The 26082-nt window shown below is 38.7% G+C and carries 25 protein-coding genes and 1 pseudogene; 3 read left to right on the top strand and 23 right to left on the bottom strand.

Annotation, left to right across the window (positions count from 1 at the left end; genetic code table 11):
- Positions 1-39: 39 nt before the first annotated feature.
- The 6 genes from HXT53_RS02795 to HXT53_RS02770 form a co-directional block, all read right to left on the bottom strand.
- The gene (locus HXT53_RS02795; RefSeq protein ID WP_421780602.1) at positions 40-2943 is read right to left on the bottom strand and encodes a DNA polymerase; all 2904 of its coding nucleotides are present in this window, start codon (positions 2941-2943) and stop codon (positions 40-42) included.
- A 225-nt stretch (positions 2944-3168) separates the two neighbouring features.
- A complete protein-coding gene (locus HXT53_RS02790; protein ID WP_421780600.1) occupies positions 3169-3717 on the bottom strand; it encodes a DUF2815 family protein in 549 nt (182 codons plus the stop codon).
- 4 nt (positions 3718-3721) lie between these two features.
- Entirely contained in the window at positions 3722-4852 is a 1131-nt protein-coding gene (locus HXT53_RS02785; RefSeq protein WP_421780598.1) for a DUF2800 domain-containing protein, read from the bottom strand.
- Positions 4845-5153, bottom strand: a complete 309-nt coding sequence (locus HXT53_RS02780; RefSeq protein WP_421780596.1) for a hypothetical protein — start codon at positions 5151-5153, stop codon at positions 4845-4847. Before HXT53_RS02780 ends, HXT53_RS02785 begins: the two co-directional genes overlap by 8 nt.
- Before the next feature lie 11 nt (positions 5154-5164).
- Entirely contained in the window at positions 5165-5344 is a 180-nt protein-coding gene (locus HXT53_RS02775; protein ID WP_004114712.1) for a hypothetical protein, read from the bottom strand.
- A gap of 99 nt (positions 5345-5443) precedes the next feature.
- The gene (locus tag HXT53_RS02770) at positions 5444-6076 is read right to left on the bottom strand and encodes an RNA polymerase sigma factor (RefSeq protein ID WP_421780697.1); all 633 of its coding nucleotides are present in this window, start codon (positions 6074-6076) and stop codon (positions 5444-5446) included.
- Between the two features lie 827 nt (positions 6077-6903).
- Here HXT53_RS02770 and HXT53_RS02765 point away from each other — a divergent pair.
- Together HXT53_RS02765 and HXT53_RS02760 are read left to right on the top strand one after the other, a co-directional pair.
- Entirely contained in the window at positions 6904-7635 is a 732-nt protein-coding gene (locus HXT53_RS02765) for a hypothetical protein (protein ID WP_230454223.1), read from the top strand.
- 16 nt (positions 7636-7651) lie between these two features.
- On the top strand, positions 7652-9094 hold the full coding sequence (locus tag HXT53_RS02760; RefSeq protein ID WP_421780594.1) for a hypothetical protein: 1443 nt from the start codon (positions 7652-7654) through the stop codon (positions 9092-9094).
- Between the two features lie 130 nt (positions 9095-9224).
- On the opposite strand, the pseudogene HXT53_RS02755 reads toward HXT53_RS02760, so the two are convergent.
- Positions 9225-10026: pseudogene (locus HXT53_RS02755) on the bottom strand (transposase); the annotation flags it as partial.
- Positions 10027-10158: 132 nt separating this feature from the next.
- Between HXT53_RS02755 and HXT53_RS02750 the strand changes: the two are divergent.
- Positions 10159-10401 carry an IS3 family transposase gene (locus tag HXT53_RS02750; RefSeq protein WP_421780592.1) on the top strand — a complete coding sequence of 81 codons (243 nt, stop codon included), beginning with the start codon at positions 10159-10161 and terminating at the stop codon, positions 10399-10401.
- Between the two features lie 58 nt (positions 10402-10459).
- On the opposite strand, the gene HXT53_RS02745 is transcribed toward HXT53_RS02750, so the two are convergent.
- The 16 genes from HXT53_RS02745 to HXT53_RS02670 form a co-directional block, all read right to left on the bottom strand.
- The gene (locus HXT53_RS02745; protein ID WP_048730096.1) at positions 10460-10684 is read right to left on the bottom strand and encodes a hypothetical protein; all 225 of its coding nucleotides are present in this window, start codon (positions 10682-10684) and stop codon (positions 10460-10462) included.
- Positions 10685-10697: 13 nt separating this feature from the next.
- On the bottom strand, positions 10698-11261 hold the full coding sequence (locus tag HXT53_RS02740) for a hypothetical protein (RefSeq protein ID WP_421780590.1): 564 nt from the start codon (positions 11259-11261) through the stop codon (positions 10698-10700).
- Positions 11262-11497: 236 nt separating this feature from the next.
- On the bottom strand, positions 11498-11623 hold the full coding sequence (locus HXT53_RS02735) for a hypothetical protein (protein WP_421777202.1): 126 nt from the start codon (positions 11621-11623) through the stop codon (positions 11498-11500).
- 290 nt (positions 11624-11913) lie between these two features.
- Entirely contained in the window at positions 11914-12387 is a 474-nt protein-coding gene (locus tag HXT53_RS02730) for a thioredoxin family protein (protein WP_004125686.1), read from the bottom strand.
- Positions 12388-12392: 5 nt separating this feature from the next.
- Positions 12393-12782: a thioredoxin family protein gene (locus HXT53_RS02725; protein WP_421780587.1), complete on the bottom strand. Its 390-nt coding sequence runs from the start codon at positions 12780-12782 to the stop codon at positions 12393-12395.
- A 3-nt stretch (positions 12783-12785) separates the two neighbouring features.
- Positions 12786-13436, bottom strand: coding sequence for a hypothetical protein (locus HXT53_RS02720; protein ID WP_004117174.1), 651 nt, complete (start codon positions 13434-13436; stop codon positions 12786-12788).
- Positions 13405-14277, bottom strand: coding sequence for an ABC transporter ATP-binding protein (locus HXT53_RS02715; RefSeq protein ID WP_032837326.1), 873 nt, complete (start codon positions 14275-14277; stop codon positions 13405-13407). The genes HXT53_RS02720 and HXT53_RS02715 overlap by 32 nt, the downstream gene beginning before the upstream one ends.
- A gap of 4 nt (positions 14278-14281) precedes the next feature.
- A complete protein-coding gene (locus HXT53_RS02710; protein WP_421780585.1) occupies positions 14282-14674 on the bottom strand; it encodes a hypothetical protein in 393 nt (130 codons plus the stop codon).
- The gene (locus HXT53_RS02705; RefSeq protein WP_421780583.1) at positions 14671-16680 is read right to left on the bottom strand and encodes an ATP-binding cassette domain-containing protein; all 2010 of its coding nucleotides are present in this window, start codon (positions 16678-16680) and stop codon (positions 14671-14673) included. The genes HXT53_RS02710 and HXT53_RS02705 overlap by 4 nt, the downstream gene beginning before the upstream one ends.
- 1054 nt (positions 16681-17734) lie before the next feature.
- Positions 17735-18379 (bottom strand): hypothetical protein, encoded by a 645-nt coding sequence (locus HXT53_RS02700; protein ID WP_205411957.1) that lies wholly within the window; start codon positions 18377-18379, stop codon positions 17735-17737.
- Positions 18380-18393: 14 nt separating this feature from the next.
- Positions 18394-19332, bottom strand: coding sequence for a recombinase family protein (locus HXT53_RS02695; protein ID WP_174143064.1), 939 nt, complete (start codon positions 19330-19332; stop codon positions 18394-18396).
- 521 nt (positions 19333-19853) lie between these two features.
- Positions 19854-21884, bottom strand: a complete 2031-nt coding sequence (gene thrS / locus HXT53_RS02690) for a threonine--tRNA ligase (protein ID WP_174142782.1) — start codon at positions 21882-21884, stop codon at positions 19854-19856.
- Positions 21885-22028: 144 nt separating this feature from the next.
- The gene (locus tag HXT53_RS02685; protein WP_004111893.1) at positions 22029-22928 is read right to left on the bottom strand and encodes a metal ABC transporter permease; all 900 of its coding nucleotides are present in this window, start codon (positions 22926-22928) and stop codon (positions 22029-22031) included.
- 2 nt (positions 22929-22930) lie between these two features.
- Entirely contained in the window at positions 22931-23863 is a 933-nt protein-coding gene (locus HXT53_RS02680; protein WP_174142781.1) for a metal ABC transporter permease, read from the bottom strand.
- Positions 23853-24665 (bottom strand): metal ABC transporter ATP-binding protein, encoded by an 813-nt coding sequence (locus tag HXT53_RS02675; RefSeq protein WP_116772903.1) that lies wholly within the window; start codon positions 24663-24665, stop codon positions 23853-23855. The genes HXT53_RS02680 and HXT53_RS02675 overlap by 11 nt, the downstream gene beginning before the upstream one ends.
- A gap of 94 nt (positions 24666-24759) precedes the next feature.
- Entirely contained in the window at positions 24760-25944 is a 1185-nt protein-coding gene (locus HXT53_RS02670; RefSeq protein ID WP_004117940.1) for a metal ABC transporter solute-binding protein, Zn/Mn family, read from the bottom strand.
- Between the last annotated feature and the right edge of the window lie 138 nt (positions 25945-26082).

The raw sequence follows: 26082 nt of genomic DNA, 5'->3' as shown, positions 1-26082 counted from the left end.
GAAAAAGAGCAGGTTTTTAACCCTGCTCCTAAATTTTTTTTAATCTTTTTTGTAAAACTCGCACTCGTAGCCGTCAGCTCGTAAAACAAGCCCTTCTGCCCAAGGTGGTGTTCTTCCCATTAGCTCACACACGCTTTGAACACTCACATTCTTATCGGTTTCGATAATGGCTTCATCATGCACGTGAGCAACGATGCGATATTCTTTCAGCGTTTGCATGGCGTAAAGTAGAATGTCACGAGCTATAGCTTGCGTAATGTTTTCCACGAATTTAGGCCCGTAGCTTTCCAGCCGCTCCCATTTTTTAGTAGACCCCACACCCTCATAGGTGACTGATTCGCCACCATACTTGTTTTCTTCCACGCGTGGCTTCACATAGTAGAGGCATCTTTTCGAAGGCAGTTTGATGATAAGAAACCCACTCTTGTAAGTGAACACTATATTGTGTGTTCGAACAGATACGTGTTCGTGTACACACTGTTTTACAGCTCTGTCCACATCCCACCACAGTGAAACAATATGTGGATTAGCAGATCTCCAATCATTAACTAACTGTTGCAAATCATCTTCATGTAAACCCATATCAAGAGCACCCATTGCCTTTAATGCTCCTACTGCACCACCGTAGCCACAGTTATGCACGAGCTTTCCCGATACGGTAAAACGATGATTTGGTCCGGCATTTCGTATGTCATAAACTCGAGCCTTGCTTCGATTAAACGCCAGTTTTTTCTGTGTTGTGCTACAGCTGTATTTGCTCTTGATATGATTTCTTCTCTGCCTATTCCTTTCGATAGCATTCTTGTAACTACCGATCTTGCGTATGGCCAATATTGTTGCTCCCACCGTGTTAGGATAGCGTTCTGCTTGTTGTTTTGATTGACTATTCTTGGAACAAAGCGGATATTTCCTTTTTCGTAGTTGCCGTTTGTATTTATCCGATCTAATTCCCAGTCTTTTCGCACATTGTCTACCTCTTGTAAAATCCACAAGCCTGCTTCTAAAACAGAATGGAAGCACCACTTTATCCCTCTTGCACCATAGTTTTTGTAATTTGGATCTCTTGGATTGATGCATCGCTGTTTTGCAGCACTTAGCCGTTTTTCTAACCATATTGGTATTTGTTTCGGCTGCGAGCAAGCTTGACACCCTTTTGATTTGCCCGACTTTATACTGTTTAAGTCCTGCCATTGGACGCTTCCGCACCCTACGCATTGTGTCAGTACATAACAGTGGTTTTGCTTTTGATTCCAGCGTTTCTCTGCACTTATGATTTTCACCCAGCCATATTGTTCTCCGACCATCTCCGGTTTGTATGAGATGTGTTTTGCAGATGGCGGATTCAATAAACCGTATTGGCTTCGGTTTCCCTTTAACCCAGACGAGATGGTCTGGTGTTGCTCTAAGTCCTTCATACTCGATTACCTCCTTTACACCCTTAAAAACAACTCCGTTATGGTTGACCCAGTTTTCTCCGTCCCACACTTTTTGTTTTGTAGTGACTTCTTCAATTGGAACAAGCCCTTCATCTGTGAGTACAAGTTCACCTTCAGCAATACAAGCGAGCTCCGCGATCTTCCCTTTCTGCCGCAAATGCCCGTTTACCCCGTGCTTTTCAACAGGTACGCCAAACATTTGAGATGCTGACGAGCAGTAAATGTCTTTACCTTCCGCGAATACTCGCATACGCCATTTTTCACCCGCAAGCCAAGCCAAGACTCTCGCTTCGATCGCTGAAAAGTCTGCGACAATAAACTTAAATCCCGTGCGTGGGATAAAAGCAGTGCGGATAAGCTGGGATAAGGTATCCGGAATATCCTCATAAAGCATTTCCAACGCTTCAACATTTCCTTGTTTAACAAGACTTCTAGCCTCAGCTAGATCAGGCAGATGGTTTTGTGGTAGGTTTTGTAATTGCACGAGCCTTCCCGCGAATCTTCCTGTTCGGTTTGCACCATAGAAGCGAAACATGCCACGCTCCCGATAATCCATGCAGGCAGCGTTTTTCATCGCCGTATACTTTTTCACCGATGATTTGGCAAGCTGCTGTCGAAGCCGTAAAACTTCTGCCAACTCTTTACCAGCTGTTTTAAGCTGTTTTGCTACTTCTTTTTTACCAAGCGATTCCATTTCAAGACCATGCTTTTTAAGCCAAGAGCGCATTTGTAACACTGAGTTCGGGTTTTCTAAACCTGTAACATGCTTAAGCTCACTCATGAGATGCGTTTTCACCTCTAAGTCGAGTTTTATGGCTGATTCAACGAAAAGAGGATCTATTCCTATCCCACGGTCGTTTATGGTTTGGTCGAGATAAAACTCCTGCCATAAAAAGTCTGGTACGGGAAAGCGTGAGAGTTTTTCTTGAATACTCATTTCAACTTCCACATCACGCTTGTTATACGATTTAAACTGCTCCCACTTTCCCTTATCGTGAAAATACTTGTTTCTTGTTCTTCCACCGTTTACTTTCGTAGGATTACACGGCAGGCAGAAATATTTAATAAGATTCTTACCCTCAGTGAGTTTCTGCTTATCAAGACCCAGTACTGCTCCCACGTTTTCAAGCGACATGGGAAGTCCCAGGGTGGCTGACCAGATCATTGTGCAATGCCAGGAGCTTGGGTTTAAAAACAAGCTTTCACTTTTCACTGTCTGACCAGGGTTAACATTGATGCCTTTATCTCGCAGGTAGCGCGATAAGCAGACTCTTTCAAACTGAGCGTTAAACGCCCACTTTGTAACCGTTTCATCCGTTAAAGCAGAAAGCACAACCTCGGGTATGGTTTCACCTTGTGCTAAATCAACGACCTGAACCTCACCACCGTCCACACTGTAACCAAAAAGCAGTATCTCAAAATCATCCGATTCTGCGTACTTGTAAACACCACATTTTTTAAGGTCAACGGAGGAAAACGTTTCTAAATCTATACTCAAATTTTCCAAATTACATCACCTCCAAGTTAATAAAAGAGGTGACAGAAAACCTGCCACCCCACTTATAGAATCTTCTAAATCCTATTTTCAGGAATCTTCTAATTCCTATTTAGAATGTGTTTAATATCAACGTAAAGACTCACGAGTTTCTTTACCGTGAAATCAAGAAGTAATACTCCTATAAACACTGAAATAAAAACCGCTATAACAATTTCCATAATTAACTCACGCTCCTTATGCTAGAAAATCATCATCTTCTAAAGTCGTAAAATCATCGGTTGCGAGGCTACGTCCGCCGAGTGGTTCACCGTCTCGGATCTTTTGAATATTGCCAAGACCGCAAGCGATACCCTTATTACCGTTAGAGTTAAACGCGTAGAAGTTGATGGAAACTCTCGCATAGCAGCCTGAATACACTTCACTGCGATCCATGATTGGTTTTACCTGTTTGTCTACAATCTGCGGAGCCGTGGTTGAGTTCGCGTTAATGAAGTAGTGTCCTTTATACGCTTCATCATCACGCTCAATATCCCCGTCCCTGAGTGGTGTTTTAAGAGCAGCCTTGTTTGGTTTCTTACCGCCGAACTTGCCGACACCTTCCTCAATAGCAGCATCAATAGCTTTCTCAATAGCGTTTACTGTTTCAACATCATCTTTAGGAATAAGCAGTGAAACACTATATTTTTCAGGACCGCCATTAATAGACTTTGGCTCCCAACCGTTAAAATAGGAAAGACGCGTGTTTTTGCCGGTGATAACCTTCGTGTTATTTAATTTAGACATAGTACTAATTCTCCTTTTTGAATTCTTGATTTGCGTTTGAAACATTAACTTTTGCTCGCTTATCAGAGTCTGGTACGAGCGTAAGTTTCCCGGACGGTTTTATAATGAGGTCGCCCAGAATATCCTCAAATTTTTTCTTGCCCATCAGCTTTTGCATTTCTGTTAAACCAATAAGACTAGTTTTGAAAATGTCAGTAAAGCCTGCGGCTTTTGCTTTCTCAATAACCGCTGTCTCGTCCTTAAACTTTCGAACTGATCTGCCTTCTACGAGTTTGAAACCGCTCCACTCTTTGCCGTGGTTAATAGCGGAATCTGTGGCGTACGCTAAAACATCATCAGCCCACTTTGTTAACTGTGGGATAAGCGTGAGCACTTCTTCAATCTCACTATCTGTTAAAACAGATGGCTCTTTGAACTCAAGTTCTGCAAGTTTAAGGTTTTCTTCCGCACGTTTACGGCACGTAGCTTTTGCCCTGCAAAACCTGCACCAGTCACCTGCTTCAAATTCGCCTTCGCCTTTAATAGCAAGCTCTGCTTTTGGTTTAAGCACTTTTTCAGCCCAAGAGATAAGCTCTTTGACAGGTAGTGTGAAAGTGGATACGTTGTCACGTCTTGGCTGAAAAATACTCATCTCAACAGTTTGTATCTCGTACAAGCTGTCGAAAAGCGTTAAAGCTCCAAGAGCGTAGCATTTCATCTGCGGATTCTCGTAAGCATCAACCAGCACGCCTTGACCGTACTTAAAGTCGATAACCTGCAGCGTTTTTTCGCCTACAATAATGCAGTCCGCTGTACCAAACCCGTCCGGCACGTAAGCTGAAAAATCAACTTTCTGCTCGATGAGAAGAATGGGATCTTGGCAGTTAAGTTTTGCCTGCTCGTATTTTTCCATTACGAAATCCACGTAAGCATCCGAGCATTCCTGCATCTCGTTTGAGTCATACTCTGTTGACGGTTTTTCACACGGACGGTTAAGAAGCTTATTTAGCTTGTACTCACACCACGCGTGTGCCGCCGTTCCTTCCTCAGCTGCCACAGAAGTAGTGTTTTCAAACTTTTCTTCTAAAACAGCACTAGGAGTACACTTAATCCACCTGTGAGCAGAAGATGGGGAAAGTAAAGCATGCTTAGTCACTTGTCATACCTTTCGCCTCTTCAAGAAGCTCAGCGTACTTACTTTCATCAAGTTCTGAAAGCTTGTTAGCTCCGAACTTGACGATAAGCGCTTTTACTTCCGCGGTTTTACCATGTTGGCTAAGTTTTGCTAAAACCGCTCGCACATCCTCTAAACTCACCTTTTTAACAGACTCCTTATTATTAGGAACTGTTTCTTTACAACCAGCATCAGAAGCACCGGCATCATCAAATAGTTTTTTAAGATGAGCTGTTAAGTTTTCCAAGTCTTTGATGACTTCTCTCAATATTTCCTTTTTCACGGTTTTCCTCCTTAAACTTCTTTGACATCAACTGACTGAACGCTCTTTCCAGGATCTAATAGGTAGACTTGCGAGTAATCACCAAACAGCCAGCGGATAAACCGTTGAGGTAATCGCATCACAGCTCCACGTAGAACCTGTTTCTTCTCACCGTTTTCACCGGTGACGTTAATAACGATCTTGTGTTTCATGGTTTGCCTCCTTTCTATAAGGGGTTTCTTCCTTACACATCACAGGCAAAGAAAAAGGAGGAGTTTTTAACCTCTTCCAAATAAAATTTCTAGAATTTTTTAACGCGTTTTTCTAAGCTTTTCGAGAGCCTTATCCATATGCTTTTTCACACCAGCAGACGAGATACCAAGCATGCTTGCAATCTCTGACTGAGTGTATCCTCCAAAAAACATCAGTTTTACTACTTGACTCTGCTTATCTGTCAACACTGAAAGCATGGATTCTGTTCTCTCTGACATTTCAAAACCATAATCATCACCGCTAAAACCATAATCATCAGTAGTACTAAGAGCTTCAGCAACATGACTTTTATCTACTTCAAGCTCGCCATCTGCATCAAAATCAAGCGAAAGATTATAGTTACGTGGGAAACGCTCTTCAGCAGCGTAGTCAACGTCGTCCTTGTTGGGTTTGTAGCCGTATCTTTCTTCGAAACGTTTGATGTACTTCTCTTTCCACGCCTTAATTTCAGCTTTTTCTTCAGCAGTTCTAGTAGGACGCAGATTCTTATTGTTGTAGTAAACCTCACTGTCATCCATAGCATGAAGCATCTTAATATCAGCTTCAGTGACACCATTTTCGCCCGGCTTGATTTCGATAGTTTCTTCACTATAACTACCATCTTCATTACGAACACAACTTGTATACTTATATGTTGCTCGATCGTTGCTATTAGTTTTGCGAGTCCTCATGCTCACCCTTCCCGCCTGCAGCGGTAGGGTGAAGACACATACAAAAAAGAGCCGATACTTTATGAAGCACCGACTCTAATACCTGAAAAACAGCCATAGTAGAATAGAGGTACTTCATAGGAGTCATGAAAAAACCATGAGGATCCTATTGACGTATCTCATCGCCCTATAGCTAATCAGGCTTTAACTGTTTATTAGTAGTGTCTTATTGATTAATCATTAACCACAATCTTGTTAATTGTTCCAAAAATTCTTATAACATTTACCCGCTCTTTCTTAAAACCCGTATCATGAGTGTAAAAAAGAGTGGAATAATCTCGTTTTTATAACAGTTTGACATGTAAAAATCACACTTGCCTTGAAAGCTACGTGCTTTGAGGTTTAAGCGTTAACAATGTTTTCACCCCCCTTCTCGTTAAACAACACTCGTTTTAGAAAACAAAACGAGCATTAGCCACGCTCTAATAGAGTCCCAACCGTGGCTAATAAAGTCCCAACTGTATTTAATACAATCCCAACAAATCTAATATAATCCCAACCGTATTAATATAAGAAATCCTCACTCCGCAAAAAGTGTTATAGGCCTAACTACTTTTAGTATTACCGTTAGAGCTTCTGATTAAAACACTTCAGATAAAACGTTCAAGTTATTACTATGCTAAAAAGGCTCTTCAAAAACCTGACAAATACGCACATATACGGTGTCGTATTCACGAGATTGCAGGGAAAGAGTATTGCATATTTTTTCATAGAAGCGTACAATAAGAGCAAGGTGTTTTACTATTGTAAAGATGCATAGTATGCCTTCTTATCGAGAAAGAGATATTATGAAAAATATAATAATGCGAAGTCTATCTGTAGTTGTTTCTGCTGCTTGTTTATTTACTTTTTCCCCATTGGCATTTGGACAAGATAATAATGAGAATTATCAGCAAAGACTGGGGGATATATCAACTTATCTGAATCACACACTCAGTGAAAAAGAAATTGATGAGCAGATAAAGGAGACCTCGCGTCGCACTGGTGAGAGCCCTGACTCGATTGCTAGTAGGGTGGAGAAATCGGTTCGTGATTCAGTGTTAGATACTGCGAGATTCTCTGTAAGAAGTGGGAATACACAGTTACCAAGAGCTCGTCATACAGGAGATATTTTTGTTTCTAATAATTCATCATTTTTCGTTTGGAAGCATGGGCATACTGGAATTTATGTTAATCGTGATGATATTGTCGAAGCAGTAGGGATGTTCCAGAATGCTCATCGAGTATCAAGGAAAAATAGTGTCGCAGCCGGCGGTGCCTCTATTCTTGAAGTAAAAACTTCCCAGGGAAACCGCGATAAAGCGGCGCGTCGGGCAATTGGTTATATTGGTAGGGGTTACAATGCAGATATTACTGATACTAATAGAAATGATTGGGGAGGTCTTAACTGTTCTCAATTAGTGTGGGCTGCATATTATTATGGTGCTGGTATTGATTTGGATACTGGTAGTGGTGAATATGTGTGGCCATATGATATTAAAAATTCTGGATATGTTAGGGAATATCAATATGTTCAGTAGTTGAGGTGCGGTCATTATGTGGAAAAAATTTATTCATGAATCTGAAGCTCACAAGAGAGTGAATGATGATTATGTGCGTAATGCTGCACCTCAATCTTCATTCACAGCTGGGAATAAAACTCATAGAGTAGTAGTCTGGATTTTCGGGGTTATAGGTATAATTGCTGTAATTGCAGCCGTTACTATAGGTGTCTTTCATTGGGTTTTATCGACAGAATATACAGTATCTGCTCATTCGGAGAAATTTGAAAATCTTCGGTTGCAGCATGCGGTTGTTGCAATCCCGCTGCATAACCCTCAGACATCTCTTATTCCCAATGGCAACGCATTTATGTCAATTGTTTATGAAGATGGCAGTTTTAAGCTGCATAAGGTGAGCAATATAGAAGGCCAAACGCCAATTTGGAATACTGAGGCGCTTCACTATACAGATTCCCGTGATAGTTATTTCATACCAGTGAACGCTGGAAAACCTACGGTAAACTCTATAGAAAAGGTGCAACGTCAGAATTTTGCATTTTCTCTTGCTAATGGCGGTTTTGTTGATCTGTATGACGAAAGCATGATGAAGCATAGAGGTAAAACAACATATAAGATTCTTTCTACGACTTCTAAAGGTGATAGTAAGCAGCAAACAATACAATTTTCAGAGAGCCTATTTATTAAAACTTGTTCTACCTGTGGCAATCAAGCGTATGCAATTGCTCAAACAGACAAGCATGAAGTTGTATTGTATCGCATGGTCAATGAAGCAAATGTTGGCCTAAATGAGGTATCGCGGCACCATGAAAAAGACATGGTGGGTGAGCAATTATATCAAGGAGAAAATGAATCTACAGGAGTAATTGATGCTGCTTATATCCCACGATGCAACAATGGTGTGATTACTTTCTTATATTCGTATGGTCCATCGTCTGCTCGCACAAAGGATATGGCAGTAGAACACAGCGATTCTGCTGATGATGTTAAAACTATTCAGGAACATTTTCTTGTGCGATGGGATGTGAAAACTGGTAAAATAACAACAATTCCATTGAAGAACAGCAAAGGTCAAGTGTTGTATGGTCCGACCACGGTCTCTTATGAGATTGCTGGCTACATAAACGCACAGGCATACGATGAAAAGCTTCTTCATATTGTTGATACTGAGAATGGACGAGTGTTTACTCTTGATACGCAAACAGGTGTTCTTCGCCGATTGTTAGATAAAACTACGCGTCAAGAGTCGTCAGCGGGCGTCAACTATCGTTTGCTGGTAGGAAACCATGAAATAGTTCGTATACCATCGATTATCGATACCTCTGATTTGAAAGATTTTGTTATCGAACGATTTGATAGGAAGACTGGAAAATTATTGAAAAAAATAAAAGTTAATAAAGATTTTCTCTATTTGACAGCTCAGAAAAATACGAATTTATATCCGGGAATTCCAGCTGTGAATCCAAAATGGTTGCAATGATCGGCAATTGACGTATTGGGCTTGATGCTTGTGAATGATTTTGCAGTGTCAAGCCCGATTTATTCTGTCGTGCGTGTAGGGGAAACTAAGGGTAATCGGCCAAAAAGTGTGTCTATTGGTCGGCGTGTCGTTAACGCATAGTCCCTTTTCTGATTGAAATATCTGGATGATAGTCAGCTTTATATAAGTCAAATTCAGTGTCTAAATGAGCTGGTCCGATTGGATTATCATCAATAATAATTTTTTTTAGTTTTTGGTTTAAAACATTCAGAAGTTATAAATTGTTTAGGATTTGAAGGATTTTCACGACTGAAGTAACACCACCATTCTATAGCTCTACGCATGTGATCTTCAGATAATCCTTTATGGACACTTACCAATTTCTTTATCTGTGAATTTATACCACCTTCTAAAGCATTAGTAGTACTAGGAATAGGAACGCTCGTTTTCTCTAATAGTAGAGGATCAAGAAAGGTAAATAGCGTACCATTTTTAACTTGTCTAGCAAGCAGATTACAAGCTTTTCTTGCTGTCTGGTGCGTATACCACCATTGTTGATTACTTCTTACCCAAGAAGGAATATTTTCTTCAGAAACATTCCTACGGAACGTTTTTTGATTAAGCCAATCTTTCCACTGGTTATAAGACTTCTGTAGTAAATTAACCCATAAATCAGATTCTTTCAACGTTCTGATTTTGACTAACTTTTTAGCTAAACCCCACAAAGCCTTATGTGATTGCAGCCTAGGCTTGCTTGTAGTTAATACGCGTATATTACGTTTAACATGTACTAAACAGCGTTGTACTCGAGTCTCTGGCCAAACTTGTTTAATAGCACTCAATGCTCCAGTATTCCCATCGGTAATAACAACAGTAGGAGCTAATAAATTATTAAGTAAACTCTTATATGCTTCAGTATTTTCTCTATTGCAACAACTGGCAAAATAATTCCACTTAAGCAACGTATTGGACTTTTAGAGCGCAAGATTAGAGTAGTTAAAGAGAATAATTATAATGAAACAGACTGGCTCAAATGGTCTAAACATGCATTTTTGAATCTATTTATGGTTTTTAATATCAAGAAGATAGCCTGCTTCTGGCAAGAGAAAACCTTCTTGCAACATAACTGGGATAGTACAGAAGAATTACGTCAAGCTATTCATACTTATATTGATTTTTACAACAATCACAGAATTAAAATGGGGCTTAAAAGACAATTATGGAACATCGTGCTATGGTTGCACAAAATGTCTAAAAATTGTCCTAAGCCCCTTTTGTTTTCAATGTCAAGTAATACTAAATGTTAAGCTTTTTTAGCTTAACTACAGCAAGTTTTCCTTGTTATTTCAACGAAAACTCGGTTTTTTAGCACACTTTTTGCCGCTTACCCTCAAAAATAGTTCCTTCATTAGGCAACGACATCGTTGTCATCAAAGCAAGCACGAACGTAAACGGACCGAGCGCATTCCCATACGTTTTGAACATCACACCAAAATCATGGCCGAATACCACCATCGACAAGTAAAGGACCATAAAATTCACAGCTGTAAACATAACCAACTTCAGCACGAACATAAGAACCTTGTACATGAGAATATCCTCCTCACTCACTAAACGGAGTCGAACACCAAATAGCAGAAGCTGCTAAACTTGTAGCTAGGCCCATAACTCCACCTCTAAATGCGGATGAACCAACTGCCTTTAAAATATACATAGCAGCTTGCTTCCAAAGATGCTTTTCAAGTAACTTTTTGAAAGTAGCAGTAAATACTCCAGTAATACCGATTAGACCAGTAGTCTTAATTATACATTTAGCATAATCCTTCGAACGCACTGCATGATTATCATTAGACGAAATCTCACCAACAGATGCATTTGCATTGAGCTTATGAATTAAATTCTCAAGCACTTCTTTCGGAACATGAGAAAACTCCCCTGCTTGTGTTATAGTCCATTTTTTATTAATTTCATTAAACTTGAGATACTTTGAAAAAATAATTTCAAGACGCTTAGCATAATTATCTATATTCGCATCACTGACATTGCTTTCTACAACACTTGGTCCGTTATCCACTATCTCATTAGCTTGAGCAGTTGATACCAGAGAAATACAGGTTGATAATGCTGCAACAACTACAGCAATAGACTTAAAAATATGACATTTCATAGAAATTCTCCTTTGTATTTACAATATATAAAAGACCTATCATTGGGTTTAATACTCATTCTATCCAATAATTTTTTGCCATACAATTGTTGTTGTTATTTTTGATAACATATAAAATGTATAAGGTGTTCTAAGTTTTACTTGTAACAACTAGAAATAGGGTTATCCCCCCCCCCCCAAAAAAAATACTAAATTATGCAAATAGACTACAATTAGAATACTTTAATGAAACTAACCTAATCTACTGTTGTAATTAAATGATGAACTCTTGCAATAATCCCATTGGTAGTGTATGCAGCAACAAGATGGTTAAGAATGGTAAAACCAGTGCAAAGAAAATACGATGGAGATATGCGAAACATGCGGCTCTTTTTTAATACAACATTGCCAAGATATAACACGTAAAAAACTGTTACATTTGCTTATGAAATGGCTGTTAAGTTTTTTAAACAAAAACTATAAATACTCCTCACGAGGAAAAGAAGAAATAACAGGGTACGGTAACGCGATTAATCCCGTACAAACCATGGGAGGATTCATACTTGTTTATACGAAAAGGGTTGGCAGGAATATGAGAATATGGTAACGACACACCAATTCTATGCACACTTTCTAGGAAATAACCATAAAAATCAAGCATTTGCATTATTAGTTATTCTGAAACAAGATTTCTACTAATCCACATCTCTAGTTCTTTAAGAGAGAATCCGCCATGCTCCTCAAAATCTAGTTTTGTTAACAATTTTCTATGATTATATATAGCCAACGTCGGAGTACCTTTAATGTTATACTTCTTCTTAAACTGAAGCCATTCAGATTTATTTTCGTGAATCCTCTCAACATTGACATAATATAATCTATCACTAATTTTATATTTGTCGATCATTTCCCCCAATATTTGATCAAATTTATTACAATCACCACAACCCGGCCTTCCAAAATAAACTATAAGCTTCTTTCCATCATTATTGCGCAACACAAAATTTTTTTCCAACAGGCTATTTAACTTATCATACATAGTCAATGTAGGATGCGTCATATCCTTTTCGTAAGTTTGTCCAACAATAAAATAAGCATTTGCAATTAAACTGAATACTAAAACAATGTATAAAATAATCTTCTTCATCGCTACTAGCTTTCTACAAAAGTCTTTAACTCTTTCAAATTCTTATATCCTTGAGAAATTACCAGTTTCCCACGCTTCCTCATTACAATAGTTGGAGTATTGTAAATCTTTATTTCAGCTGCCTTTCTCACAATTTTCATGTCTGTGGCATCCCAATAATAAATTTTAGCATGCGTTTCATCTTGATATTCTTTTAGAACTTTATTGAATTCCTGACATGCTCCACAGCCTGAACTACCAAAATAGAGCACTTCTCCAGTTTTAAGATTTGAGATATTATTCTCCTGTAATACTGAAAATGAGGGTCTTAAGCCACTCAAATGAATATATGCAATAAAACCAACGAATAACATTATGACAATAGCTGGAAGTATACGAGATATTACACTTTTCATAACTCAGTACTCCTTTTTCATAAATTGGAATAACGACAATAGGAAAAACATAACAATATACATTAGAGCAATAATACAAGTTACAGGCGTAAGAGCGGTGAACGAGTCTGGTGATAAATAATAAAATATCTGAAAAGAATACACGGATGTTTGAGACAATATTATGTTTATCAAATTCGGCAATATCCATAATAATATAAAGGAAAGAATCATCGTAACACCAACTTTTTCAAAATATATCAACAGATTCATATTTATAGCAATATACAAAAGGAAAATTATCGGATATACGAGCAGTTGATGCATAACTATCCCTAGAGACGAGTAATTTAGTGACAAAAATACCAAATTTACGACTAGATAAATGCTTACGTATTCACCATATATAAAACACAATAATTTAATCCTATTAGGAATATACTCTAGATAATGATGAATAATTTTCTTCTCTTGCCATTCACCAATTGATAATATCTGATATAGGCTTAAAAATAGTATAGTTATCGTTGAAAAGAATTTATATTGTGATAAAAATGCACCTCTTTTAGCTTGAAATACTATAAACACGCAACATGCCAAATACAAAACAAAAGACAATAAGAAAAGCTTCTGATGACTAAACTTAATAATTTCTGATTTTATATAGTGCTTCATTATCATCTTCCTCCAACATAAAATCTTTAATATCATGTGTAATATCACTGTATTCCACGATTTGTGCCCCATGCTCAATCAGCAATTTAAGAACCTTGGCAATATCCTCTCTAGGCAATTTAATTCTAAAAGTTGATTCTTTGTTATCTTTGCTACGACAAAAAACCTCATATCTGTTAGAAAGCAATTTACTAATATCCACATCATTTACAACAATCACATTATAAATTCTTAGATTATCGTTAAAATTAACAATTTTTTGAATTTTCCCTTTTTTTAAATACCATACAATATCAGCAATTTCACCTAACTCATCTAATATATGACTTGAAATTACAAGGCTTTTACCTTGTGAGCGCAATGACAAGATAGTGTCTTTTAACTGCTTTATAGTAAGAACATCTAATCCATTGAAAGGTTCATCAAGAAGAATGATTTCACTATTTGAGAGCAATATTCTAGCAATATTTAATTTTTGCTTCATACCTAGCGACAATTGTTTAAACTTTTTATTTTTTGCTTCGTCGAGACTCACCTGATGCAATAATTTATCACAATTAAAGTCTTTTCTCCCCATCAAAGCAGCAAACACTCTAAGATTATCCTGTACAGAAAATTCGTCATAAAAAGATGGATTCTCAATAGCAAATGAAAGTGAACCGTCCAATTCAATATTGCCTTGATAATCAACTATCAAATTTGCAATGCACTTCATTAACGTGGTTTTTCCTGAACCATTATTGCCTACTAACGCAATAATTTGCCCAGCACTGCTTTCCAAAGAAATGTCATCTAAAACGACTTTTCCCCCATATGATTTTTTCAAATGAGATATCTTCATAAGATTACCTCTTAACAAATGAAACTAAAAATTTCCGATCTCCTTTTACAGAAATCTTACTATCTTCACCAATAAAAATTTTAGGACTCTCTTCGTAGATAACAGCATTTTTAACATTTCCTGGCTGTTTCTGAGCACGCACAAAAAGAACATCATCAAGCTTGTACAGCTTTCCAGCAAAGCGTATCTCTCCTTTGCCTCTCTTTGCATAAATAGCATACACTCCTGGCTTTAACGATAAGTTATCGTTATTTTTATAATCTCCTGAAACTAGTGTTGGCAAATCATCACGAATTATACCAAAACGAACATTATTTGTCTTATACCCTACATACAGCAGACTGATAAGACCGAGGATTACTATGGTAGCTGCAAATATCCATTTTTTGCTTTTCATTTCTTAATCACATCCAAATCTATTATTTCATCAGCAATTTTATCGAACATTGCATCATGAGTAACAATAAAAATCATCGCAGTCTTTTTTAACTCCAAGACTTTGTCTATAAAAATCTTCTTAGAAGAATCATCCAAGTTTGAAGTAGGCTCATCAAAAATATACACATCTGCTTCTTTATTCAAACTTCTAGACAATAAAACCCTCTGTCGTTCCCCTTGCGATAAATTCACACCGTTATAAAAAATTATCTTATCTAAATCAAGTTTAAAAATATTATCTACTGGCTGTCTTGCATTCTTATAAATATCATATGCAACATTCTTACCAATAGAAGCATAGTTTAAAAATTGATTTTGCTGATAACAACTTATTCTACTCTGAATCATTTCTATTGGATAACCATACAAATCCCTATCAGAGTCATAATAATGCACACTTCCACCAGACACTGGTACTACGCCCATAATAACATACATTAAAGTCGATTTGCCTATTCCATTCTTCCCTTTAACCAAAATCAAGCTATGACTACGAAATTGCTTTGATATTCCAGAAAGGACTGAGACTGAAGTGTCTTGACTGTACGAAACTGAAACATTTTCTAAAGATATTCCAGTAATAGTAAAATCTGCTGCATTGTTTCTATCAATAGCAGGTGGTTTACGATAATGGGAATCAAGCGAAGAATATCTCTCCAAATCTAAAAATTTTTGTATAGCAGGCTTGCCAAGACTATAAACCATATAAACGATTACAAAGCTGATAAAAACGCTGACAACTTTCATATCCATTTTGATGGAATACATAAGCATTACATAAACAAAAATCAAACTTAAATTCAGATACATAACCCCATCATAAAGTGTCAAAATATGAGCTGTGCTTTCTCGCTGTTTAGCAAATGAATCTTTCACTTTGAGCAATATGCTTTTCAGATAAGTAGATACTTCCTCTTTACTTGAGAATATGGATCTATCCAGCTTATTATGAATCGATTCCTCAATGAAAACAGAAAGCTCTCCCATATTATTGAAATAATTCCTATTATAATTTTTTCTTGTCACGATGCCTTTTTTGAAGATAATGACGTAGGTAAGCATGCATACGATCGACAACAAAGCTATCCCTCTACTAAAAGCAAAAGTCGCACTAAAAATAAGAACTACACAAACTAATTCGAAATATGAAAGATACCTCTTTAACTGCCAGTCCGACGCATTAAAATTATTCCAAAACTTTATCAGCCTATTATAGATATTCTCATCTTTTTCACTTAACTGGTCTATATCTTCCAAAAAAGAAAAAGCCAATGCTTCTTGTTTTAGAGAATCTTCATTTGATACAATTCCATTATATTCCGTCTTTAATTTTACATAAATACACGTGAGCAATGTCTCAAAAATAAAGATTACCAATACTTGCCATATAACTAGATTCCGCAATTGATAAATCAAAAAATATTGAATTGAGAAAATAATTATAATTGGAATTATGCATAACAACACTGTTAAATATAAAAGATCAACATGTAATTTAAGATTCTTTTTTACATGACTATGTTTTTGCAGTAACTTTTCCTGATGAGTACGCTCCACAACATTTTCAATTATGAAAACATACCCTTTAAATACCCCTTTTAACTCGTTTAAATTAACCTGTTCTAGAACTACATGCGAAGGATCAGATACAATCGCTTTACCGTCTTTAACACCATACAATAGAATATAATGATTTTCGCCATTGCTATCAACCAGTAATATCATAGGCTTAGTAAAATCAAGAAGATGAAAATCTTCAACTTCATAACTAGAACCGTAAACTCCGAATTGTTTCAAAACCTCTTCAATATTAAACAAAGATAAACCTTGCTCAATATCTAAACTAGAAACAACCGATTTAAAACTTCTTTCATTAAATCTATGATAATTTTCTAGCAATGATTTGATAACTGCAATACCGCAATCTGAAGTCAAATTTTGCATATTATGAGGATAAGCCACCATCTATTGAGCTCCTCAAAGTTTCAAGGCGTGGAGGCTATCATAGCCTCCACGCTACAGATTTAATCACAAATGTTAAAAAGCATCATACAATCAAATCAATTTTCTCAAATACTAAATTACGCAAATAGATTACAGTTAGAACACTACAATGAGACTAACCTAATCTACTGTTGTAATGAAATCTGGTAATATAATCATATGCAGAACTAGAGAATCATCCCCAGCAGATGAAACCCCAGACAACGCACATCCATCCAGCTCTAATCGAGCGAGATTCTTCTAGTGTTAGCTTCTTCATAATAATCATCTCCTCTCTTTCAAGTAAAAACCTCCTATAGAGCTAAATCCGCAACATCATAGACGAATGTTGCATTCTCAACTCTCACCATAGTTATAAATCATTTATGATGTCTTGTCAATACACTGTAACGAAAATGTTATAACACATATATACCAGATATTTCCACCAACTTTCATCCTGGCATTAATGTAATTATCGCGAATTATGTATGATTTTGAAGATAAAATTCACATGAAAATATGCAGACTATCCTCTATTACGATTGCTCATTTTTCTCAATTATCGGGTTATAGACCAAAAAATAAGGTACGACCACACCTTATATGTGAAATCTTACCTTATTTTTGTTTTATGACTTCAATTTCCCACTTCACCAGCTGGGTGCAAAGTGGGTGCACTTTTTAACGTTAACATCCTGTGCACTCGACCCCAGAGCGTTGATATCTTCCCTCAAACAGCAAAATCACTCTCAAAAACCGCTCCGAGCCATCTTACAGTCGCCACGCATTAAACCTTTTAACGATAACTCTCGCTAAGCCCTGCTACACAAGGGCAAAAATGCACCCACCTAATCAGCCTTTGACATCAATACGACACTCTCGACGTGAGATTGTTAGGTTAAATTTGGAAATTGGCTAAGGTACTTGTTTTTCCTGTGTTGCTGCGTCTATTAGAGGAAGTTGTTTCATTCAGCTCTTTCTATCCTTGATTAGGCTATTTCAAGCATATAATTTCTATTCCATCTAGCGAGCCTTAAAAATAGGATTTTATTTTACTTCCGTCTTTGTCCCTCATATTATTAATTTTGTCGCTAAGAAGTTCAAAATTGCAAATATCATTCTTAAAATCATTGTACTTTCTATAATCATCAATCATCTCTGTTAAAGTCCTACCTTTGCCTCCATGTTGTATAGCAGTATTTACTCTTCTGATTTTTCTATCAAAAGGCTCACATTTTTTGTATTTGATTACTTCATCCATAAAATCAAAGAGAGGCGTATCAGGTTTGGCATCCCATAATACAATTAGCCACATGATTGCGTTATACAGTTGTTTTGCAGTTTCATTCCAGGTCACATTTTTTAAGCTATTAGTACCAGTAGTATTACTTTCATCACCGTTTGAATCTCTGTAATTAACTTTTAGGGGATTAAAAATTGGTAGCCCTTGATGCTTAATTAATTCAAGAAAATCTCTTGCTGCACCCATACCACACTGAATTATTTCTAGCTCCCCATCATTTCTTCTCTTAGCATTAAAAATATAGTATTCATTTTGAATAATAGGCCCTGCATCACTATGTTTACTTTGATTTTTTAATAGTTTTATATGTGCTCTAGGATGAATTTCGTAATCTTGAGCAATCTTTTCTCTTGTTGCATGTCCTCTGCAATCCATATCTCGACTCCTTCCTATTTCTTCGAGCTATATTTTTTCTTCTTTCTAACAATAGTCCCGTCCTCTCCAACTTCCACATTACTCCGAGCCGCCATCTCAAGCTCAACGGCTTCAAACTTCTCTTTAGAAATAATTCCGGAATGATGATCCGAATACAAATATTGCCTGTCAGAACCGCCTGAATCAGCTATAGCCACATCGCCTGTATATTTACGCCTAGTCAAAGTGCTCTCAACAGCCCGTTTACTCCAACTGTCTTTCCCCTTTGGAGACTTAACACCTTTACTTTTTAATCTTTCAATAATTCCAACAACGCTTAAACCTTCTAGATACCAATCAAAGATAGCTCTCACTACCTTCGCTTGCTCTTCATCAATAATCAGCATGCCATGTTTATCTTTTTTATAACCATAACAAACTCTGCTATAAAGACCTGATGTGCCATCTTCTGCCCTACGTCTTAATCCCCAAACAATATTCTCACTACGCCAATCATTCTCTGCTTGACTACAAGCCTGAACCACACTGATTAAAAGTTCATCATCGACAGTTTCCGTATCAATTTTATCTGTCTCAAAGATAATTCTCGTGCCACAAGCTTTAAGCTTTCTAATAGCCTCTAAGCCTTCTTTCGTATCACGACCAAAACGGCTCACACTTTTAGTAAGAATAATATCAAGATTACCTTTCTCGCACTCATCAATCATTCGATTAAACTCGTTTCTTGAAGATCCAACCTTAGCTGAAGCAACATCAAGAAAAATATCAGCAACAAACCAAGTCATGTGAGAAGCAGCAAGACGAGTAAGACCAGACACTTGAACAGCAAGACTATCCAACTGCTCTTTACGATTTGTGCTCACACGAGCATAAACCCCAACCGCATAATCCTTAATTACACGCTGAGGATGGATGACTATCACATCTTTATTTAGCTCATCTATCTTATCCATAGCCATCTCTCCTTATTATTAGACTAACGAAACTTAGATTTCTTCTCCATGATAATTAGCCTAAACCTTATTTTCCCACTCCACAAGGTGGGTGCAAAGCGGGTGCACTTTTTAACGTTAACATCCTGTGCACTCGACCCCAGAGCGTTGATATCTTCCCTCATACAGCCAAACTGCGCTCAAAAATCGCAAGAACCCAGCTTAAAGCCACCACACGCTAAACCTTTTAACGATAGCCCTCGCAAACCCCTGATACACAAGGGCAAAAATGCACCCACCTAATCAGCCTTTGACATCAATACGACACTCTCAACGTGAACAGAAAGCAACAGTTTTAGAGTTCAGAAGGAGCAGTTTCAGAGTATAAAAGGAAAAGTTTCATTGTATCCAAGAGTTAAGAAACTAGGGTTATAGGCCAAAAAATTAATATAATAAAAACAAACCCGCACAACGTTAAGAAGTGCGGGTTTGTTTTGTATTGACTTACGTTGATTTATGCTACGTAAGTTGCATCGCGAATGCTACTTTGTGTAGCGCTCAAAATCTTCTGCAGTATTCACTTGAACGCGCTGCTTAATAATGGACAAAATCCACTCTTTAGCTTGCTCAACTGGAACACCATTCAATTGGCTACCATCGCGGAAGCGGAAGCTCACAGCATTGTTGTTCACATCCTCTTCGCCAGCAATCAAAGTGAAAGGCACCTTAGACTTAGAAGCGTTACGAATCTTCTTGCCAAAGCGATCGTCGGAGCTGTCCATTTCGCAACGAACCATATTCTCTTCCAAATCGCTAATAAACTTTTGCAAGTGCGGAGCAAACTCGTCTGCAACAGGAACGCCAGTCACCTGAACAGGAGCCAACCATGCTGGGAACGCGCCGGCATAATGCTCAAGCAAAATCGCGAAGAAACGCTCAATAGAGCCGAAGAGTGCGCGGTGAATCATAACTGGGCGCTGGTGACTACCATCAGCTGCAATATACTCCAACTTAAAGCGCTCAGGCAAGTTGAAGTCAAGCTGAATAGTAGAAACCTGCCAAGTGCGGCCGATTGCATCGCGAGCTTGCACAGAAATCTTAGGTCCGTAGAATGCAGCTCCACCTGGATCGTCCACGAGTTCCAAACCAGAATCTTTAGCAACTTCTGCCAAAGTGTTTGTTGCTTCTTCCCAAATCTCGTCGGAACCAACAAACTTGTGCTCATCCTTAGTGGAAAGCTCCAAGTAGAAGTCGTTCAAACCAAAGTCTTTAAGAAGACCAAGCACAAAGTTAAGCAAGCTCTTCAACTCATCGCGCATCTGCTCGCGAGTGCAGTAAATGTGCGAATCATCTTGAGTCAATCCGCGAACACGAGTCAAGCCATGCACAACGCCAGACTTTTCGTAGCGATACACAGTACCAAACTCAAACAAGCGCAAAGGAAGCTCGCGGTACGAACGCTGGCGAGACTTGAAGATCAAATTATGCATTGGGCAATTCATTGGCTTCAAGTAGTAGTCAGCACCCTGGCGAGTTACGTTACCGTTTTCGTCTCGCTCTTCGTCAAGCTTCATTGGAGGATACATGCCATCCTTGTACCACTGCAAGTGACCAGAAGTCTCATACAAGCCACCCTTAGTAATGTGAGGAGTTTGTACGAAGCTGTAGTGATGCTTTCTGTGCTGTTCGCGGGAATAATCTTCCATTGCGTTAATGATTGCAGCACCCTTTGGATGGAACACTGCTAAGCCTGGACCAATCTCGTCTGGGAATGAGAACAAATCCATCTCTTGACCAAGCTTACGATGATCGCGCTTAGCAGCCTCTTCCATGCGAGTTGTATAAGCTTTAAGCTCTTCCTTGCTAGGCCATGCAGTTCCGTAAATGCGCTGAAGCATAGGGTTATGCTCCGAACCACGCCAGTAAGCTGCAGCCACACGCTCAAGCTTAAAAGCCTTAATATAGCGCGTATTTGGCAAATGAGGTCCGCGGCACAAATCGCTCCAGACCTTATTGCCTTCGCGATCCAAATTGTCGTACATGCTAAGCTCATGCTTGCTGATTTCGCCAGCAGCAGCAGGATCAAGATCCGCTTCCTTATCTCCAATCAACTCCAACTTATAAGGTTGATTTGCTTCTTCTTCGCGCGCTTCATCCTCTGTTACAACGCGGCGGCGGAAGCTTTGAGACTCTTTAATAATGCGCTGCATATGCTTTTCGATTTGCTTCAAATCGTCTGGCGTAAATGGAGTATCAACATCAAAATCGTAGTAGAAGCCGTCTTTAATTACAGGACCTACGCCCAACTTTGCGTCTGGTCGAATTTCTTGAACAGCTTGAGCCATCACGTGTGTAGCGGAATGACGCATGATTGCGATGCCATCTTCACTATCAAGTGCTACTGATTCCACGGTATCGCCGTTATGAAGATGCGTGTACAAATCACGCAACTCGCCATTTAAACGCACGGCAATAATATTCTTATCTTCCGCGAAAAGTTCAACGCCAGTGAAGCTTGCATCCACCTCCTTGCGCTCATTGTTTACTGTGATGGAGATGGTATTTTCAGCCATAATTGTCCTTTTCTATCGGGGTCTTGCGTTACTAATGTGCAGACCTGGACTTGTGTGGCGTCGATAAACTTACGCGATTAAAACATAAATAAAACGCGCAAAAAACGACGTCAATCGCACGCATTTTTCACGCGCAATTCTCTGTTACTCTAGAACAACAGAGCGACTTTTTAACAATGATTTTTTGCAAAAACCAGAATAAATCTCATGTATTTTCAAAAAGATGCTTTCACTAAGCTTTACAACTAAATAGAAGCATCCAGCGCAAATCGCAATAGTTCCGCCAGCAGAAAGTCTTAAAATCACAGCTAAGGCAAGTCCTAAAAGCGCTATAAAAATAGAAGACAATACGCACGCAAACACAAATTTGTTAATGGAACGCATTCTGCTCTTTAGTGCTGCTGCAGGAGCTGCGATTAAAGATACCGAAACAACAGTTCCAACAGCTGGAATAATTACCGAAACTGTAATGATTATTAGCGCAAGAACAATTCCTTGCATTAATCCGCTTCTGCCTCCTAAAGCTTTGTAATTAGTGGAGTCAAAAGAGCAGTGAATCAAATTAGCACTATTAAAACTCCACAATCCTAGTGCAAGAGCGAATGCAATAATCGCAAAAATCACGTCTGCAGGAGTGCAATTAAGCAAAGATCCTGTTAAAAAACCCTCAATTCGCAATGGAAGAGGAGCAAACCACTTGTTTAAAAAGTAGCCGCTTGCAAAACCAACAGTAAGAGTTATTCCAGCAGATGCTTGAGAAGATATGCCCTTTAGTTTAGAAAGCACATGCATCATAAAAGACAAAACAATACAAGCCAAAGCAGCACCAATAAAAAGACCAATAGACAAAACGTTTTGGTCAATCGTATAAACAGATGTAACTACAACTCCAATAACAGCTCCTGGAAAAGCAGCGTGAGTTATAGACTCGGTGAAGAAAATACGCTGATTAAGCAAAGCCAAGGATCCAACAAAACCGCATAATGCTCCAACAGCGATTGCTTCTACAATCGGAAGAGCAATAATTTGCCAAATACTTACCATTATTACTTTCCACCACCATCTATTGCGCTAGACTTTTTCTTTTTAGAAAACACTAGTGCGTATGTAAATCTGTATAAGAATCTTAAAATCAAAACGACTACGAACATTGCGCAAATACTTAGTGCCACTGCAGCTTGCGGAGAAACTGGGTGATCAAGCTCTAAGTTCATAGCGTACATGCCTAATAAAACGCCAAAAATACCAACCGCAACGCCAACAAACGCCATACGCCCAACAGTGTGAGAAACCAATCTTGCGCTAGCTCCAGGAATAACAAGGTATCCAATAACAAGAAGTACGCCAACAGCCGAAGATGCAGAAACTACAACAGACGCAATTGCAACGTTTAGCACAATATCTACAAGTAAAGTATTAACACCCATTAAAGGAGCACTAGCGCGGTCAAACGCAACAACAATTTGCTTCTTCCAAGTTAGAACAAGTAATGCGATTGCAAATAAACAAATAAGCATTGCTTGAGTCATTCTATCGTCTGTAACATCTAGCAAACGTCCAAACATAAGTGCTTCAAGCTGACCAGACATATCTCCCTTTTTAAGAGATATTACGATTCCAAGCGCAAAAAATGTTGTTAGAACTGTTGCAATTATTGACTCGTTGATTTTTTGAGACCTAGATGCCCACACAAGAGCGGCGACCAGAAAAATTGCGCAAATCGAAGCTCCTGGAATAATTTGCTCAATTCCTCCATATAACGCTCCGACTACGATTCCAGGGAAAATCCCGTGAACCAAAGCCTCCGCATTAAACTCGGCGCATCTTAAGTTAACAAACACGCCAACTATTCCGCTAGCAACTGCAAGAACAATAAGGAGACAGAAAGGTCTGAAAATGTATGGAGCGGATGCAATAAAGTCAAATCCTGGTATTGGCTCGAGGATTTTGCGCAAAGACTCAACCAATTCAGCTAGCATTGGATTCGTCTCCTAAAGCAGTGCCCGAAATGCTTGAATCACTAAAAGTGCTTGTGACACTCTCCGCATTTAACGAATCATCTTTGTTTGCTAATTGATTCAAAGTAATACCCGCACTTGCAGCTGGCATACTTCCACCATAAGCCAAAGATATGTTTTCTTTAGTCATAACTTTTCTAAGTGGTCCAAAAGCTACTTGATGACCAGCCAAAAGCAAGGCTTTTTCGCAAATAGCGTCTGCGATTACCAAGTCGTGAGTAGAGACAACAAACGAAATCCCATCTTCTTTTGCGGACTTCATAATATTGAGCAGTTCTTTTCGATTCGGCTCGTCTAATCCGTTAAAAGGCTCGTCTAAAAGAATTAAAGTAGGGCGCGCAACAATAGCTCTAGCAAGTAATATTCGCTGGCGCTGACCTCCAGAAAGATCACCAAATCGCACATCTGCTCTATTTAGCAAACCAACATGATTAAGAGCGTCCTCAACAGATTTTTTCTGGCTTTTTTTAAGCAAACCGAGGAATCCAGTTTGCCTGCTTAAGCCCATTGCTACAACCTGACGAGCGGTGATTGGAAAAGTCAAATCCAAATCAACTTGTTGAGGAACGTAGCCTATAGAAACCGTTTTTGGCATTGTTAAGCTTCCATGGCTTACGCGCACAATACCAATAATCGCCTGCAAAAACGTTGTTTTTCCAGAACCATTAGGTCCTATTAAAGCTAAAGCCTCTCCAGCTTCTACACTTCCGTTAAGCCCAGTCACAACAGTTTTATAACCGTATGCTAGGTCGCAATCTTTCATTGCTAGGACGCTCTTATTCACTATAAATTAACCTTCTTGTAACTACTTTTGTAGTGATTTATTATTTTCAGCTACTTATGTAGCTACCTATTAACTACTTTTTCAAAGCAGTTTTTACAGATTCTGGAAGGTCTGGAACTTTGCCATCCCAAGCCTTAACAAGAGTCTGAACATTGTGAACAATGGAACCAATATAAGTCTCGCCAGCAGAGCCAACAGGACCAAGGGAATCGCCATAAAGCGCATCGTCGCCAATAATCGCCTTTACGCCTGCAGCAGCAGCCACAGCCTTAATAGACTTTGAATTGTTGGAATTTTCGGCGAAGATTGCTACGGCACCAGACTTTTTAACAGCTTCTGCAGCCTCCTTAATATGGTCTGCGGTCGCGTCTTGCTGACTGTTGAAGTCGGAAAGCGCTGCTCCAATAAACTTAACATTGTAGTCGCGTGAGAAGTATCCGAATGCGTCGTGCGAAGTAAATAGAACGCGATGTTCCTGCGGTACGCTGTTCAAAGCTTCAGTTGCCCAAGAGTCCAAATCAGTAAGCGACTTAACGAACTTTTCAACATGCTCATCGAAGATTGACTTGCTTTCTGGAAGAGCTTTGCCAAGGAAGTTACCAATATTCTTGACTTGAATCATAGTGTTCTTGGTGCTGGTCCAAATATGTGGATCATACTGGAATTCAGGCTCCTTCTCGCCTTCTTCTGGTGGGAATGGCCACTTTTCGGCATGAACCTTTTCAATACCGCGGTCAATCTTGTAAGGAAGATTCTTTTCTTTAGCAGCTTCTGCCTTTGAATCCTTGATTTCGTCTGCGGTAAGAATGCCCGAAGTTACTCCCATCGTGCCCTTAAATCCAGTAGCTTTTACAGCCTGATCTAAGAAGTGCTCAAGATCTACTCCAGAAACAAGCATTAAATCTGCTTTAGAAAGCGCTTTGGATTGCGCTGGAGTCATCTCATGCTCGTGTGCAGACGCGTTTGGCGCGAGTAAGCATGTAAGGTTGATTGTTGACTTTGCTTTGTCTTGAGGCGCGCCAATCACAGACTTTTTGCCTTGAGAATCGGTTTTATTAAGGCTTAATCCAGATTTTGCATCTGCAGTGGATGCGATTTGAGTTACATAATCGCAGATTTGAGTGGTGGTTGCAACTACGTTTACTTGATTACCGTTAGTCTTTTGATCTGCTGTCTTAGCTGTTGATCCACATGCGCACAAGCCAACAGTTAGCAAAGCGGCGGTGGCTGCGGTGGCAAAAATTCGTGCAGTTTTCACTATTTTCCTTTCCGGAATCTATGAATTCACATTATTGCAAGTCTTGTAATCTGTTTAAAAAGCGTTTTCACTTTCTCCATTATTTTTAATTAGGAAAGATTATCGTTAGCAATAACGTTTAAAAGCATAGAAAAAATA

This window comes from Gardnerella sp. KA00390 (assembly GCF_049244075.1).
In the GTDB taxonomy this organism is placed as follows: Bacteria; Actinomycetota; Actinomycetes; order Actinomycetales; family Bifidobacteriaceae; genus Bifidobacterium; species Bifidobacterium vaginale.
The sequence above is the reverse complement of the archived record's forward strand: the minus strand, read 5'-3'. Positions and strand labels throughout refer to the sequence as shown.